Source organism: Pseudomonas sp. UBA1879 (genome assembly GCF_002338065.1).
GTDB lineage: Bacteria > Pseudomonadota > Gammaproteobacteria > Pseudomonadales > Pseudomonadaceae > Aquipseudomonas.
The window spans coordinates 1-14,321 of record NZ_DDHJ01000012.1; the positions used below are offsets into that span (position 1 = coordinate 1).

Annotated in this window: 10 protein-coding genes and 4 tRNA genes; all 14 read left to right on the forward strand. The window is 55.3% G+C overall.

Translation table 11 applies throughout. The annotated features are described in order from the left end of the window. The first annotated feature begins 120 nt into the window (after positions 1 to 120). The 14 genes from birA to rpoC all read left to right on the forward strand — a co-directional run bounded on the left by birA (position 121) and on the right by rpoC (position 14,173). On the forward strand, positions 121 to 1,086 hold the full coding sequence (birA, locus tag B3N48_RS11550; protein WP_296183866.1) for a bifunctional biotin--[acetyl-CoA-carboxylase] ligase/biotin operon repressor BirA: 966 nt from the start codon (positions 121 to 123) through the stop codon (positions 1,084 to 1,086). A gap of 57 nt (positions 1,087 to 1,143) precedes the next feature. Continuing rightward, positions 1,144 to 1,581, forward strand: a complete 438-nt coding sequence (locus B3N48_RS11555) for a hypothetical protein (RefSeq protein WP_296183578.1) — start codon at positions 1,144 to 1,146, stop codon at positions 1,579 to 1,581. Between the two features lie 142 nt (positions 1,582 to 1,723). Further along, positions 1,724 to 1,808: transfer RNA gene (locus tag B3N48_RS11560), tRNA-Tyr, on the forward strand. Between the two features lie 26 nt (positions 1,809 to 1,834). Then, positions 1,835 to 1,908, forward strand: a tRNA-Gly gene (locus B3N48_RS11565). A gap of 27 nt (positions 1,909 to 1,935) precedes the next feature. Next, positions 1,936 to 2,011, forward strand: a tRNA-Thr gene (locus tag B3N48_RS11570). Between the two features lie 183 nt (positions 2,012 to 2,194). Next, positions 2,195 to 2,270 (forward strand) — tRNA-Trp (locus B3N48_RS11575). 46 nt (positions 2,271 to 2,316) lie between these two features. After that, entirely contained in the window at positions 2,317 to 2,685 is a 369-nt protein-coding gene (gene secE, locus B3N48_RS11580; protein WP_296183580.1) for a preprotein translocase subunit SecE, read from the forward strand. Positions 2,686 to 2,694: 9 nt separating this feature from the next. Beyond that, entirely contained in the window at positions 2,695 to 3,228 is a 534-nt protein-coding gene (gene nusG, locus B3N48_RS11585) for a transcription termination/antitermination protein NusG (RefSeq protein ID WP_002555501.1), read from the forward strand. A gap of 119 nt (positions 3,229 to 3,347) precedes the next feature. Further along, entirely contained in the window at positions 3,348 to 3,779 is a 432-nt protein-coding gene (gene rplK / locus B3N48_RS11590; protein ID WP_020290713.1) for a 50S ribosomal protein L11, read from the forward strand. Continuing rightward, the gene (rplA, locus tag B3N48_RS11595) at positions 3,779 to 4,474 is read left to right on the forward strand and encodes a 50S ribosomal protein L1 (RefSeq protein WP_296183585.1); all 696 of its coding nucleotides are present in this window, start codon (positions 3,779 to 3,781) and stop codon (positions 4,472 to 4,474) included. The genes rplK and rplA overlap by 1 nt, the downstream gene beginning before the upstream one ends. Positions 4,475 to 4,671: 197 nt before the next feature. Then, complete coding sequence (gene rplJ, locus B3N48_RS11600) at positions 4,672 to 5,172, forward strand: 50S ribosomal protein L10 (RefSeq protein ID WP_062384462.1); 501 nt, start codon at positions 4,672 to 4,674, stop codon at positions 5,170 to 5,172. Between the two features lie 78 nt (positions 5,173 to 5,250). Continuing rightward, positions 5,251 to 5,616: a 50S ribosomal protein L7/L12 gene (gene rplL, locus B3N48_RS11605; protein ID WP_025857209.1), complete on the forward strand. Its 366-nt coding sequence runs from the start codon at positions 5,251 to 5,253 to the stop codon at positions 5,614 to 5,616. A gap of 220 nt (positions 5,617 to 5,836) precedes the next feature. Continuing rightward, on the forward strand, positions 5,837 to 9,910 hold the full coding sequence (rpoB, locus tag B3N48_RS11610) for a DNA-directed RNA polymerase subunit beta (protein WP_296183589.1): 4,074 nt from the start codon (positions 5,837 to 5,839) through the stop codon (positions 9,908 to 9,910). Positions 9,911 to 9,973: 63 nt separating this feature from the next. Next, complete coding sequence (rpoC, locus tag B3N48_RS11615) at positions 9,974 to 14,173, forward strand: DNA-directed RNA polymerase subunit beta' (RefSeq protein ID WP_296183590.1); 4,200 nt, start codon at positions 9,974 to 9,976, stop codon at positions 14,171 to 14,173. Positions 14,174 to 14,321 lie beyond the last annotated feature (148 nt).

The following is a 14,321-nucleotide window of genomic DNA, read 5'->3' on the forward strand; positions in this document are numbered from 1 at the left end:
CGCAGATGGGGTTTTGTTTTTTGTGCGTGGAAAATTGTGAAGCAGCACCGTGTCCCAGGCGTCTATGCATAAGCCGTTGGCATGGATATCATGCGTCGCTCATTCAAGGGCGTACGACAGATGCAGACTTTGCTGAAGCTTCTGAGCAATGGTGAATTTCATTCCGGTGAAGCTCTCGGCCGGGCGCTCGGGGTCAGTCGTAGCGCGGTTTGGAAAAAGCTTCAGCAATTGCAACTCGAGACGGGTATCGAGATTCATAAAGTCCGAGGGCGAGGGTATAAGCTGCCTAATCCGATTGTATTGTTAAATGAGCCATGGCTTACCGAAAGGCATGATGCTGCTGGCTGGGATATCCGAGTCTACAACGCCATTGATTCAACGAATGCGGAAGCTATGCGACTGATTGCTCAGGCCCTGAAGCTGCCATTGCTCGTGGTTTCGGAGCAGCAGACTGCGGGTCGCGGTCGCCGCGGGCGTAAATGGGTTAGTCCGTTCGCAGAGAACCTCTACTACAGCCTCGCATTGCGTATTGAAGGGGGGATGAAACAGCTGGAGGGGCTGAGCCTCCTTGTGGGTCTGGCAGTCGTCAAAATGCTGCAGGAGATGGGTATAAGCGGTGCCGGACTGAAGTGGCCAAACGACATCCTGGTTGGCCGGAAAAAACTGGCTGGCATCCTCCTGGAACTCACCGGCGACCCTGCTGATGTATGCCACGTTGTGATCGGAATCGGGATCAACGTGAACATGAGGTCATCTGAAGAAGTGGATCAGTCGTGGACATCTATGGCGCTCGAGTCGGGTGTGGACCAAGACCGCAATCAGGTTGTGGCGCGCTTGAGTGCGGTACTTAACAGATACCTGACCTCGTATTACGCAAAAGGCTTTAAAGCGTTCAAGGATGAGTGGGAGCAACATCACCTGTGGCAGAACGAGCCTGTGACGCTTCTAGCGGGGCAGAGTGCGATCAACGGCGTTGTAGTCGGAGTGGACGATGCAGGTGGCCTTCGCTTGATGGTAGGGCAAGACGTACAGGTGTTTAGCGGGGGCGAGTTGAGCTTAAGGCTGCGTGGGCAGCCGGGCAGTTGAGCTGAGCATTTAGGCGATTACAAGGGTGGCGTCCTGGGGTTTAGTAGTGAGGTCTCCATGCGGTGGTTTTTTTTACTATTGGTCTTGTTGAATGCATTTTATTACGTGTGGCGCCAGCAGGAAGCTCCGATAAGGCCAAAGGAGATCACTGCCATCTCCCAGTATAAGGGGGCTCGGCAGGACATCCGTTTACTAAGCGAATCTGTGGGAGGTCAGTCCGAGGCTGCCCCCAAGGTACCGAGCGGCCAATGCATCTACTTAGGGGGAGAAATCTCCGAAAGTAGAGCGAGGACGGTCGAGCAGCGTCTGACAAGCCTGGACATCCAGACCCAATTTGGAAGGTGGCCAAACGACTCCGGCGGGATTTTCTGGTTGAAAGTAAAGCCTGAAAGTCGACGCCTTATGGATGATGGTCTGGTGGGGGGATTAAAGAATGACTTCCCGGAGTTAAAAAGCAAAATAATGTCATGCGAAGGCATTGCAACCTCTGGATAGTTTGCATAGAATGGCGCCCGCTTCGCAGTGCAAGACAAGTTGGAAATGCACGTAAAGCATGAGTCAGCGTTTGTAACCTCAAGTTTTTATTGAGAAAAAGGTTGACAGAAGGCCGGTATCAGATAAAATGCCGGCTCGCTTAGGAGGGGTTCCCGAGCGGCCAAAGGGATCAGACTGTAAATCTGACGTCTACGACTTCGAAGGTTCGAATCCTTCCCCCTCCACCAAATTTCGAGCGTAAGCAACAAGCTCGGCGGGTATAGTTTAGTGGTAGAACCTCAGCCTTCCAAGCTGATGATGCGGGTTCGATTCCCGCTACCCGCTCCAGGTTCTGTTGGTTGTGCAATGTGTTTTGCTCTTGTAGCTCAGTTGGTAGAGCACACCCTTGGTAAGGGTGAGGTCAGCGGTTCAAATCCGCTCAAGAGCTCCAATGCTAAGGCAGATATGAAAGTATCTGCCTTTGTTTTAGGTGTCACGAGATCCCGTGTGTTTGGCTTCGCGCCAGTGGGGTGGTGAATGCCTGCAGCGGTTCAGTGAGGTCTCGGCGGCCTTATTGAAAGCTGTTGAAATCTTCTTGTCAGGTCCGCATAATGGCCGGCCTGATTTTGCTTTTAGGTCAGTAGCTCAATTGGCAGAGCGACGGTCTCCAAAACCGTAGGTTGGGGGTTCGATTCCCTCCTGACCTGCCAGATTCGCGTTAACGATTCTGGCTTTCTTTTCACAGGATTTTAGTAGATGAATCCAAAGGCTGAAGCCCAAGACTCCCGTTTTGATCTCGTAAAGTGGCTCGTAGTGGTCCTTTTGGTCGTTGTGGGCGTCGTCGGAAATCAATACTACTCGGCGCAGCCAATCCTGTATCGCGTGCTCGCTTTGCTGGTGATTGCCGCTATAGCAGCCTATGTTGGGTTGCAGACTGGTAAGGGCAAAGCTTTCTTCGTGTTGGCCAAGGAAGCTCGCGCTGAGATTCGTAAAGTCGTATGGCCTACCCGTCAAGAAACCACCCAGACTACCCTGATAGTGGTAGCTGTGGTTCTGGTTATGGCGCTGCTGTTGTGGGGGCTAGATTCCCTGCTCGGCTGGCTTGTTTCCTTGATCGTCGGCTAAGGGTGTCCCGTGGCTAAGCGTTGGTACGTAGTGCATGCCTACTCGGGTTACGAGAAGCATGTTATGCGCTCACTGATTGAGCGTGTAAAGCTGGCAGGCATGGAAGATGGTTTCGGCGAGATTCTGGTTCCTACCGAAGAAGTGGTAGAAATGCGTAACGGCCAGAAGCGCAAAAGCGAGCGTAAATTCTTTCCTGGTTATGTGCTTGTTCAGATGGACATGAATGAGGGTACTTGGCACTTGGTCAAGGATACCCCGCGTGTCATGGGCTTCATCGGTGGCACGGCTGATAAGCCGGCGCCAATCACTGACAAGGAAGCAGAGGCTATCCTGCGTCGTGTTGCTGATGGTAGCGACAAGCCGAAACCTAAGACGCTTTTTGAGCCGGGTGAAGTGGTTCGTGTTACCGATGGTCCGTTTGCAGATTTCAACGGTACGGTCGAAGAAGTTAACTACGAAAAAAGTCGGATCCAAGTGGCCGTGCTTATTTTCGGTCGCTCCACTCCGGTGGAGCTCGAGTTCAGCCAGGTCGAAAAGGCATAGCTGAGCTGGAAATCCCATACCCCGCAGCCTTGGGCTGTGGGGTTTTGTCGTCACTGGGATAAACGCGCAAGTAACCGGGGAGCCTTCCAAGGCGTTCGAACCCGTAATTGGAGTGCCTCATGGCCAAGAAGATTACCGCTTACATCAAGCTTCAAGTGAAAGCCGCTCAGGCTAACCCAAGCCCACCCGTTGGTCCTGCTCTGGGTCAGCACGGCGTGAACATCATGGAATTCTGCAAAGCCTTCAACGCCCGTACTCAGGGTCTTGAGCCAGGTCTGCCGACTCCAGTGATCATCACTGTATACAGCGACCGTAGCTTCACTTTTGAAACCAAAAGTACACCTGCTTCGGTTCTCCTGAAAAAAGCAGCTGGCCTGACCAGCGGTTCGGCTCGCCCGAACACCGTCAAAGTTGGCACTGTTACCCGTGCTCAGCTGGAAGATATCGCGAAGGCTAAAAACGCGGATCTCACTGCTGCTGACATGGAAGCAGCCGTGCGCACTATCGCCGGTTCTGCTCGTAGCATGGGCCTTAACGTGGAGGGTGTGTAATGGCTAAGCTGACTAAACGCCAAAAGGCAATCGCTTCGAAAGTTGAAGCTGGCAAATCCTATAGCTTCAACGACGCGGCAGCTCTGCTGACCGAGCTGTCCACTGTAAAGTTCAGCGAGTCCGTTGACGTTGCTGTAAACCTTGGTGTTGACCCGCGTAAATCTGACCAGGTTGTTCGTAGCGCTACTGTGCTGCCGCACGGCACTGGCAAGACCGTTCGCGTAGCAGTTTTCACCCAGGGTCCGGCGGCTGAAGCTGCACTGGCTGCTGGCGCTGATCGCGTTGGTATGGACGATTTGGCTGCTGAAATGAAAGGCGGCGACCTGAACTATGACGTCGTAATCGCCTCCCCGGATGCAATGCGTGTTGTCGGTCAGTTGGGTCAGATCCTCGGTCCACGTGGTCTGATGCCTAACCCGAAAGTCGGTACTGTAACCCCAGACGTCGCTGGCGCGGTCAAAAACGCCAAGGCGGGTCAGGTCCGTTATCGCACCGACAAAAACGGCATCATTCACACTTCTGTCGGCAAGGTTGGCTTCGATGCTGACAAGCTGCGTGAGAACGTTGAAGCACTGATCGCTGACCTGAAGCGCATCAAGCCAGCTTCCTCGAAAGGTATCTACGTTAAGCGCGTTACCCTGAGCACCACTATGGGTCCAGGTCTGGTCATCGACCAGGGCTCCTTGAACGCGTAAGACAGCTAGGCGCGGGTAGCCGCGCCTCCGCAAAAAATTGGGGTCCCTGCCTGGCGGGGGCTATCCAAGACCGTAGGCGGCGAAAGCCTTAAACCACAAGCCTACGCAGATGGTGCTCCCGGTTCTTTACCGAATCAGACACCAAAACGACATCTGGCTTCGGCTAGATGAAACGGTAACAAGCAGGAGTTGAACCCGTGGCAATTAAACTCGAAGACAAGAAGGCCATCGTCGCTGAAGTCAACGAGGCTGCCAAAGTCGCTCTGTCTGCTGTCGTGGCTGATGCCCGTGGCGTGACAGTGGGCGCGATGACCGGACTCCGTAAAGAGGCTCGTGAAGCTGGCGTATACGTGCGTGTTGTACGTAACACCCTGCTTAAGCGCGCGGTTGCTGACACTGAATACAGTGTTCTCAACGACGCGTTCACTGGCCCGACCTTGATCGCTTTCTCCAACGAACATCCAGGCGCTGCTGCCCGTTTGTTCAAAGAGTTCGCCAAAGGTCAGGACAAGTTCGAGATCAAGGCAGCTGCGTTCGAGGGCAAGTTCCTCGCAGCTAATCAGATCGACGTACTGGCAACCTTGCCGACCCGTGATGAGGCAATTTCTCAGCTGATGAGCGTGATTCAAGGCGCGACCAGCAAATTGGCTCGTACTCTGGCGGCAGTTCGCGAACAGAAAGAAGCTGCAGCAGCCTAAGGGCCCGCGCTTCCTCTCGCGTATTTTTGTTTATTTCGAAGGCCGCATAGGCCCTCACACAATTCAGGAATTAGAGTCATGTCTATCTCTCAAGACGATATCCTCAACGCCGTAGCTGAAATGTCTGTTCTGCAGGTTGTTGAGCTGATCAAAGCTTTCGAAGAAAAATTCGGCGTTAGCGCTGCTGCTGCATCGGCTGGTCCAGCTGCTGCTGCCGCTGTTGTTGAAGAGCAAACCGAATTCAACGTCATGCTGACCGAAGCTGGCGAGAAGAAAGTCAACGTCATTAAAGCTGTTCGTGAGCTGACCGGTCTGGGCCTGAAAGAAGCCAAGGCAGTCGTTGACGGCGCTCCAGCTCTGGTTCTGGAAGCAGTGGCCAAAGACGCTGCTGACAAAGCCAAAGCTGCTCTGGAAGAAGCAGGCGCCAAAGTCGAGCTGAAGTAAGCATCGACCTTGCGTCTCCAGCCCAAGCGTTGAGCGAACGGCTGATGGCTGGTGGCTTCTGCCACCGGCCTTTTTCCGTTATTGGCAATCGATCAGATCGGTGCCTCTAACGTGCTTCAACCACCTCGAACGGTGGCGCAAACCATGGGGTTTGCAAGATTTTCTGGCCGCTCCCGTCGGGAGAGGCCAAACAAGCAGGTGACCAAGCTGGGGAACGCTGATGGCTTACTCATATACTGAGAAAAAACGTATCCGCAAGGACTTTAGCAAGTTGCCGGACGTCATGGATGTGCCTTACCTCCTGGCCATCCAGCTGGATTCGTATCGTGAATTCTTGCAAGCGGGAGCGACTAAAGATCAGTTCCGCGACGTGGGCCTGCATGCGGCCTTCAAATCCGTTTTCCCGATCATCAGCTACTCCGGCAATGCTGCTCTGGAGTACGTCGGTTATCGTCTGGGCGAACCGGCTTTTGATGTCAAGGAATGCGTGCTGCGCGGTGTGACGTACGCCGTACCTTTGCGGGTAAAAGTGCGCCTGATCATTTTCGACAAAGAATCGTCGAACAAAGCGATCAAGGACATCAAAGAGCAAGAAGTCTACATGGGTGAAATCCCCCTGATGACTGAGAACGGTACCTTCGTTATCAACGGTACCGAGCGCGTTATTGTTTCCCAGCTGCACCGTTCCCCGGGTGTGTTCTTCGATCACGACCGCGGTAAAACGCACAGTTCTGGCAAGCTGCTGTATTCCGCTCGCATTATTCCTTACCGTGGTTCGTGGCTGGACTTCGAGTTCGATCCAAAGGACTGTGTATTCGTCCGTATCGACCGTCGCCGCAAGCTCCCAGCATCGGTACTACTCCGTGCTCTGGGCTACACCACTGAAGAAGTGCTGGACGCTTTCTACACTACCAACGTGTTCCATGTGCAGGGTGAATCCCTGAGCCTGGAACTGGTGCCTCAGCGTCTGCGTGGCGAAATTGCCGTTCTGGACATCCAGGATGACAAAGGCAAGGTCATCGTCGAGCAAGGTCGTCGTATCACGGCGCGTCACATCAATCAGTTGGAAAAAGCGGGCATTAAAGCGCTGGAAGTTCCGCTGGACTACGTCATTGGCCGTACCACTGCCAAGGCGATCGTGCACCCGGCCACTGGCGAAATTATCGCAGAGTGCAACACCGAGCTGAACACCGAGATCCTGGCAAAAATTGCCAAGGCCCAGGTTGTCCGGATCGAAACGTTGTACACCAACGACATCGACTGCGGCCCGTTTATCTCTGACACCCTGAAGATCGATTCGACCGGCAACCAGCTGGAAGCTCTGGTCGAAATCTATCGCATGATGCGTCCTGGCGAGCCGCCAACCAAGGATGCAGCCGAGACGCTGTTTAACAACCTGTTCTTCAGTCCAGAGCGTTACGACCTGTCTGCTGTAGGTCGTATGAAGTTCAACCGTCGTATCGGGCGTACCGAGATCGAAGGTTCGGGCGTGCTGTGCAAAGAAGATATCGTTGCAGTCCTTAAGACGCTGGTCGATATCCGTAACGGCAAAGGCATCGTGGATGACATCGACCACTTGGGTAACCGTCGTGTCCGTTGCGTCGGCGAGATGGCCGAGAACCAGTTCCGCGTAGGTCTGGTGCGTGTCGAGCGTGCAGTCAAAGAGCGTCTGTCGATGGCAGAGAGCGAAGGCCTGATGCCTCAGGACCTGATCAACGCCAAGCCGGTCGCCGCTGCGGTCAAAGAGTTCTTCGGTTCCAGTCAGCTGTCGCAGTTCATGGACCAGAACAACCCGCTGTCCGAAATCACTCACAAGCGCCGTGTTTCTGCACTAGGCCCTGGTGGTCTGACGCGTGAGCGCGCAGGCTTCGAAGTTCGTGACGTGCACCCGACGCACTACGGTCGTGTTTGCCCGATTGAAACGCCGGAAGGTCCGAACATCGGTCTGATTAACTCGTTGGCAGCCTATGCCCGCACTAATCAGTACGGCTTCCTGGAAAGCCCGTACCGCGTGGTGAAAGAAGGTCTGGTGACCGACGAGATCGTCTTCCTGTCCGCTATTGAAGAAGCCGATCACGTGATCGCGCAGGCTTCAGCGACCATGAACGACAAAGGCCACCTGATCGACGAGCTGGTAGCTGTTCGTCACCTGAACGAATTCACCGTCAAGGCGCCGGAAGACGTCACCCTGATGGACGTTTCGCCGAAGCAGGTCGTTTCGGTTGCAGCGTCGCTGATTCCGTTCCTCGAGCACGACGACGCCAACCGTGCGTTGATGGGTTCGAACATGCAGCGTCAGGCTGTACCGACCCTGCGTGCCGACAAGCCGCTGGTAGGTACCGGCATGGAGCGCAACGTTGCCCGTGACTCCGGCGTTTGCGTCGTGGCTCGTCGTGGTGGCGTGATCGACTCCGTCGATGCCAGCCGTATCGTGGTGCGTGTTGCTGATGACGAAGTTGAGCCAGGCGAAGCCGGTGTCGACATCTACAACCTGACCAAATACACCCGCTCGAACCAGAACACCTGCATCAACCAGCGTCCGCTGGTGAGTAAGGGTGATCGCGTTCAGCGTAGCGACATCATGGCCGACGGCCCGTCCACTGACATGGGTGAACTGGCTCTGGGTCAGAACATGCGCATCGCGTTCATGGCGTGGAACGGCTTCAACTTCGAAGACTCCATCTGCCTGTCCGAGCGTGTTGTACAGGAAGATCGCTTCACCACGATCCACATCCAGGAACTGACCTGTGTGGCCCGTGACACCAAGCTGGGTCCAGAAGAAATCACCGCTGACATCCCGAACGTGGGTGAAGCAGCGCTGAACAAGCTGGACGAAGCCGGTATTGTTTACGTAGGTGCCGAAGTTGGCGCTGGCGACATCCTGGTCGGTAAGGTCACTCCTAAAGGTGAAACCCAACTGACGCCAGAAGAAAAATTGCTGCGTGCAATCTTCGGTGAAAAAGCAAGCGACGTTAAAGACACCTCCCTGCGCGTACCGACCGGTACCAAAGGTACTGTCATCGACGTCCAGGTCTTCACCCGTGACGGCGTTGAGCGTGACGCTCGTGCACTGTCCATCGAGAAGAGCCAGCTGGACGAGATCCGTAAGGATCTGAACGAAGAGTTCCGTATCGTTGAAGGCGCAACGTTCGAGCGTCTGCGTCAGGCGCTGGTCGGCCGTTCTGTCGAAGGCGGCGCTGGTCTGAAGAAAGGTCAGGAGATCACCAACGAAGTCCTCGATGGGCTCGAGCATGGCCAGTGGTTCAAACTGCGCATGGTTGAAGATGCTCTGAACGAACAACTCGAGAAAGCCCAGGCTTACATCGTTGATCGTCGCCGTCTGCTGGACGACAAGTTCGAAGACAAAAAACGCAAGCTGCAGCAGGGCGATGACCTGGCGCCAGGCGTTCTGAAAATCGTCAAGGTCTACCTTGCCATCCGTCGCCGCATCCAGCCGGGCGACAAAATGGCCGGTCGCCACGGTAACAAGGGTGTGGTCTCCGTGATCATGCCGGTTGAAGACATGCCACACGATGCCAACGGCACGCCTGTGGATATCGTACTCAACCCGTTGGGTGTACCTTCGCGTATGAACGTTGGTCAGATTCTCGAAACTCACCTGGGCCTCGCGGCCAAGGGGCTGGGCGAGAAGATCAACCGCATGCTTGAAGAACAGCGTAAAGTCGTTGAACTGCGCAAGTTCATGAGCGAGATCTACAACGAGATCGGCGGCCGTCAGGAAAATCTGGACGACCTGACTGATCAGGAAATCCTGGATCTGGCGAAGAACCTGCGTGGCGGCGTTCCAATGGCAACCCCGGTTTTCGACGGTGCCAAGGAAAGCGAAATCAAGGCGATGCTGCGCTTGGCGGACATGCCAGACAGTGGCCAGATGCAACTGTTTGACGGCCGTACTGGTAACAAATTCGAGCGTCCGGTAACTGTTGGCTACATGTACATGCTGAAGCTGAACCACTTGGTGGACGACAAGATGCACGCGCGTTCCACTGGTTCTTACAGCCTGGTTACCCAGCAGCCGCTGGGTGGTAAGGCGCAGTTCGGTGGTCAGCGTTTCGGGGAGATGGAAGTCTGGGCGCTGGAAGCATACGGCGCGGCATACACTCTGCAAGAAATGCTCACAGTGAAGTCGGACGACGTGAACGGTCGGACCAAGATGTACAAAAACATCGTGGACGGCGATCACCGTATGGAGCCGGGCATGCCCGAGTCCTTCAACGTGTTGATCAAAGAAATCCGTTCGCTCGGTATCGATATCGATCTGGAAACCGAATAACACGTGACGCGAATCGAGGGTGGGTCGGCATGACCACCCTCTGCTCCGCCAGGAGGAAAGGCCTTGAAAGACCTACTGAATTTGCTGAAAAACCAGGGTCAAGTCGAAGAGTTCGACGCCATCCGTATCGGATTGGCATCGCCTGAGATGATCCGTTCGTGGTCGTTCGGTGAAGTTAAAAAGCCGGAAACCATCAACTACCGTACGTTCAAGCCTGAGCGTGACGGCCTGTTCTGCGCCAAGATCTTTGGCCCGGTCAAGGATTACGAGTGCCTGTGCGGTAAGTACAAGCGCTTGAAGCATCGTGGCGTGATCTGCGAGAAGTGCGGCGTTGAAGTTGCACTGGCCAAGGTCCGTCGTGAGCGCATGGCTCACATCGAACTGGCATCGCCGGTTGCCCACATCTGGTTCCTGAAATCGCTGCCGTCCCGTATCGGCCTGCTGATGGACATGACTCTGCGTGATATCGAGCGCGTTCTCTACTTCGAGAGCTATGTCGTTATCGACCCGGGCATGACCACGCTTGAAAAAGGTCAGCTGCTGAACGACGAGCAGTACTTCGAAGCTCTCGAAGAGTTCGGTGACGACTTCGACGCCCGCATGGGTGCTGAAGCGGTCCGCGAACTGCTGCACGCTATCGATCTGGAGCACGAGATTGGCCGCCTGCGCGAAGAAATTCCGCAAACCAACTCCGAAACCAAGATCAAGAAGCTGTCCAAGCGCCTGAAGTTGATGGAAGCCTTCCAGGGTTCCGGCAACCTGCCTGAGTGGATGGTGTTGACCGTTCTGCCGGTTCTGCCGCCAGATCTGCGTCCACTGGTCCCATTGGACGGCGGTCGCTTTGCGACTTCTGACCTCAACGATCTATATCGTCGAGTGATCAACCGTAACAACCGTTTGAAGCGCCTGCTGGATCTGTCCGCTCCGGACATCATCGTGCGCAACGAAAAACGCATGCTGCAGGAAGCTGTGGATGCGCTGCTCGACAACGGTCGTCGCGGTCGCGCCATCACTGGTTCGAACAAGCGTCCTCTGAAATCCCTGGCTGACATGATCAAGGGTAAGCAAGGTCGCTTCCGCCAGAACTTGCTCGGTAAGCGTGTTGACTACTCGGGCCGTTCGGTGATTACCGTAGGTCCGACCCTGCGTCTGCACCAGTGCGGTCTGCCGAAGAAGATGGCTCTGGAGCTGTTCAAGCCGTTCATTTTTGGCAAGCTGGAAATGCGTGGTCTGGCGACCACCATCAAGGCTGCCAAGAAGATGGTCGAGCGCGAGCTGCCAGAAGTCTGGGACGTTCTCGCTGAAGTGATTCGCGAACACCCAGTGCTTCTTAACCGTGCACCGACCCTTCACCGTCTGGGTATTCAGGCGTTTGAACCGGTTCTGATCGAAGGTAAGGCAATTCAGCTGCACCCTCTGGTGTGTGCGGCATACAACGCCGACTTCGACGGTGACCAGATGGCTGTTCACGTGCCGCTGACGCTGGAAGCTCAGCTCGAGGCGCGCGCGCTGATGATGTCCACCAACAACATCCTGTCGCCAGCCAACGGTGAGCCAATCATCGTTCCGTCGCAGGACGTTGTACTGGGTCTGTACTACATGACCCGTGAAGCGATCAATGCCAAGGGCGAAGGCCGCGTATTCGCGGACCTGCAGGAAGTCGACCGCGTTTTCCGCGCCGGCGAAGCTGCTCTACACGCGAAAATCAAGGTTCGTATCAATGAGACCGTGAACGACCGTGATGGCAACAGTGTAAAGAACACCCGTATCGTCGACACCACTGTCGGCCGTGCGCTGCTGTTCCAAGTGGTTCCGGCCGGCCTGTCTTACGACGTGGTCAACCAGCCGATGAAGAAAAAGGCGATCTCCAAGCTGATCAACCAGTGCTACCGCGTGGTTGGTCTGAAAGAGACTGTGATCTTCGCTGACCAGTTGATGTATACCGGTTTTGCCTACTCGACGATCTCCGGTGTTTCCATCGGCGTTAACGACTTCGTTATCCCGGACGAGAAAGCTCGCATCATCGACACCGCGACGGAAGAAGTTAAAGAGATTGAAAGCCAGTATGCGTCTGGCCTGGTAACCCAGGGCGAGAAGTACAACAAGGTAATCGACCTCTGGTCCAAGGCGAACGACGAAGTCTCCAAGGCGATGATGGCCAACCTCTCGAAAGAGAAGGTTGTCGATCGTCATGGCGAGACGGTGGATCAAGAGTCGTTCAACTCGATGTACATGATGGCCGACTCGGGTGCTCGGGGTTCTGCGGCTCAGATTCGTCAGCTGGCCGGTATGCGTGGTCTGATGGCCAAGCCTGACGGCTCAATCATCGAGACGCCGATCACTGCGAACTTCCGTGAGGGTTTGAGCGTACTCCAGTACTTCATCTCGACTCACGGTGCTCGTAAGGGTCTTGCGGACACCGCGTTGAAAACCGCTAACTCCGGTTACCTGACTCGTCGTCTGGTAGACGTGGCGCAAGACCTGGTCGTGACCGAGGTCGATTGCGGTACCGAGCAAGGCCTGTTGATGACGCCGCACATTGAAGGCGGCGACGTTGTAGAGCCACTGGGTGAGCGTGTGCTGGGTCGTGTTATCGCCCGTGACGTGTTCAAGCCAGGCACCGAAGACGTGATCGTTCCTGCCGGCACCTTGGTAGACGAGAAGTGGGTTGAGTTCATCGAGCTGAACAGCATCGACGAAGTGATCGTGCGTTCGCCTATCAGCTGCGAAACCCGCTACGGCATCTGCGCCAAGTGCTACGGTCGCGATCTGGCTCGTGGTCACCAGGTCAACATCGGTGAAGCGGTCGGCGTTATCGCTGCCCAGTCCATCGGTGAGCCGGGTACTCAGTTGACAATGCGTACGTTCCACATCGGTGGTGCGGCAAGCCGTACTTCCGCTGCTGACAGCGTTCAGGTCAAGAATGGCGGCGTGGTCCGTCTGCACAACCTGAAACACGTTGAGCGTCTTGATGGCAACCTGATCGCGGTATCGCGTTCCGGCGAGCTGGCGATTGCCGACGAGTTCGGTCGTGAGCGCGAACGCTACAAGCTGCCGTACGGTGCCGTTATCTCGGTGAAGGAAGGCGACAAGGTCGACGCTGGCTCTATCGTAGCCAAGTGGGATCCGCACACTCACCCGATCGTTACCGAAATGAAAGGTACCGTGACCTACGTGGGCATGGAAGAAGGCATTACGATCAAGCGCCAGACCGATGAACTCACCGGTTTGACCAACATCGAAGTGCTCGACGCCAAAGACCGTCCTGCTGCTGGCAAGGACATCCGTCCTGCCGTGAAGATGGTTGGTGTTGATGGCAAAGATCTGCTGCTGCCAGGTACAGATGTTCCTGCTCAGTACTTCCTGCCGGCAAACGCCCTCGTTGGTGTTGCGGACGGTGCTCAGGTGGGCGTGGGTGATGTTATCGCTCGTATCCCGCAAGAGACTTCCAAGACCCGTGACATCACCGGTGGTCTGCCGCGCGTTGCTGATTTGTTCGAAGCGCGCCGTCCGAAAGAGGCGTCGATCCTGGCAGAAGTCAGCGGTACGATCGCGTTCGGTAAAGAGACGAAAGGCAAGCGTCGTCTGGTGATTACACCGAACGATGGTAGCGATCCGTATGAAGAGCTGATTCCTAAGTGGCGTCACCTGAACGTATTTGAAGGTGAGCAAGTGAACCGCGGTGAAGTTATCTCCGACGGTCCTAGCGATCCTCACGACATCCTGCGTTTGCTGGGAGTCAGTGCGCTGGCGAAATATATCGTCAACGAGATTCAAGACGTTTACCGCCTACAAGGTGTGAAGATCAACGACAAGCACATCGAAACGATCCTTCGTCAGATGCTGCGTAAGGTTGAAATCAGCGAATCTGGCGATTCAAGCTTCATCAAGGGTGATCAGATGGAGCTGACGCATGTATTGGTCGAAAATGAGCGTCTGGCGCAGGACGAGAAGTTCATTGCTAAATTCACGCGAGTGCTACTCGGTATTACCAAGGCGTCGCTGTCCACTGAATCGTTCATCTCGGCCGCCTCTTTCCAAGAGACTACCCGCGTTCTTACCGAAGCGGCAGTAACCGGCAAGCGCGACTACCTGCGCGGCCTGAAGGAAAACGTGGTCGTGGGTCGTCTGATTCCGGCAGGTACCGGTTTGGCATACCATAGCGAGCGCAAGCGTCGTCGTGATGCGGACAAACCTTTGCGTGTAAGTGCAAGCGAAGTTGAAGCCGCGCTGACTGAGGCGTTGAACTCAAGCAGTAATTGAGAGCAGGGCCCTGATCTTCTGACCCACCCTCTTTGACAGGTCATGCCTGTGAAGGAGGGCGGTCGTAAGCTCAGGGCTCTGTCTTGACTAGGGGCGGGATCCTCTTTAGACTCTTGTACCCCTAAATCTGGCGGGACGCTCGTCCTGC

Coding starts and splice junctions, on each gene's coding strand:
- birA (WP_296183866.1), top strand. CDS start 121: ATGCAGACTTTGCTGAAGCTTCTGAGCAATGGTGAATTTCATTCCGGT.
- B3N48_RS11555 (WP_296183578.1), top strand. CDS start 1,144: ATGCGGTGGTTTTTTTTACTATTGGTCTTGTTGAATGCATTTTATTAC.
- secE (WP_296183580.1), top strand. CDS start 2,317: ATGAATCCAAAGGCTGAAGCCCAAGACTCCCGTTTTGATCTCGTAAAG.
- rplK (WP_020290713.1), top strand. CDS start 3,348: ATGGCCAAGAAGATTACCGCTTACATCAAGCTTCAAGTGAAAGCCGCT.
- rplA (WP_296183585.1), top strand. CDS start 3,779: ATGGCTAAGCTGACTAAACGCCAAAAGGCAATCGCTTCGAAAGTTGAA.
- rplL (WP_025857209.1), top strand. CDS start 5,251: ATGTCTATCTCTCAAGACGATATCCTCAACGCCGTAGCTGAAATGTCT.
- rpoB (WP_296183589.1), top strand. CDS start 5,837: ATGGCTTACTCATATACTGAGAAAAAACGTATCCGCAAGGACTTTAGC.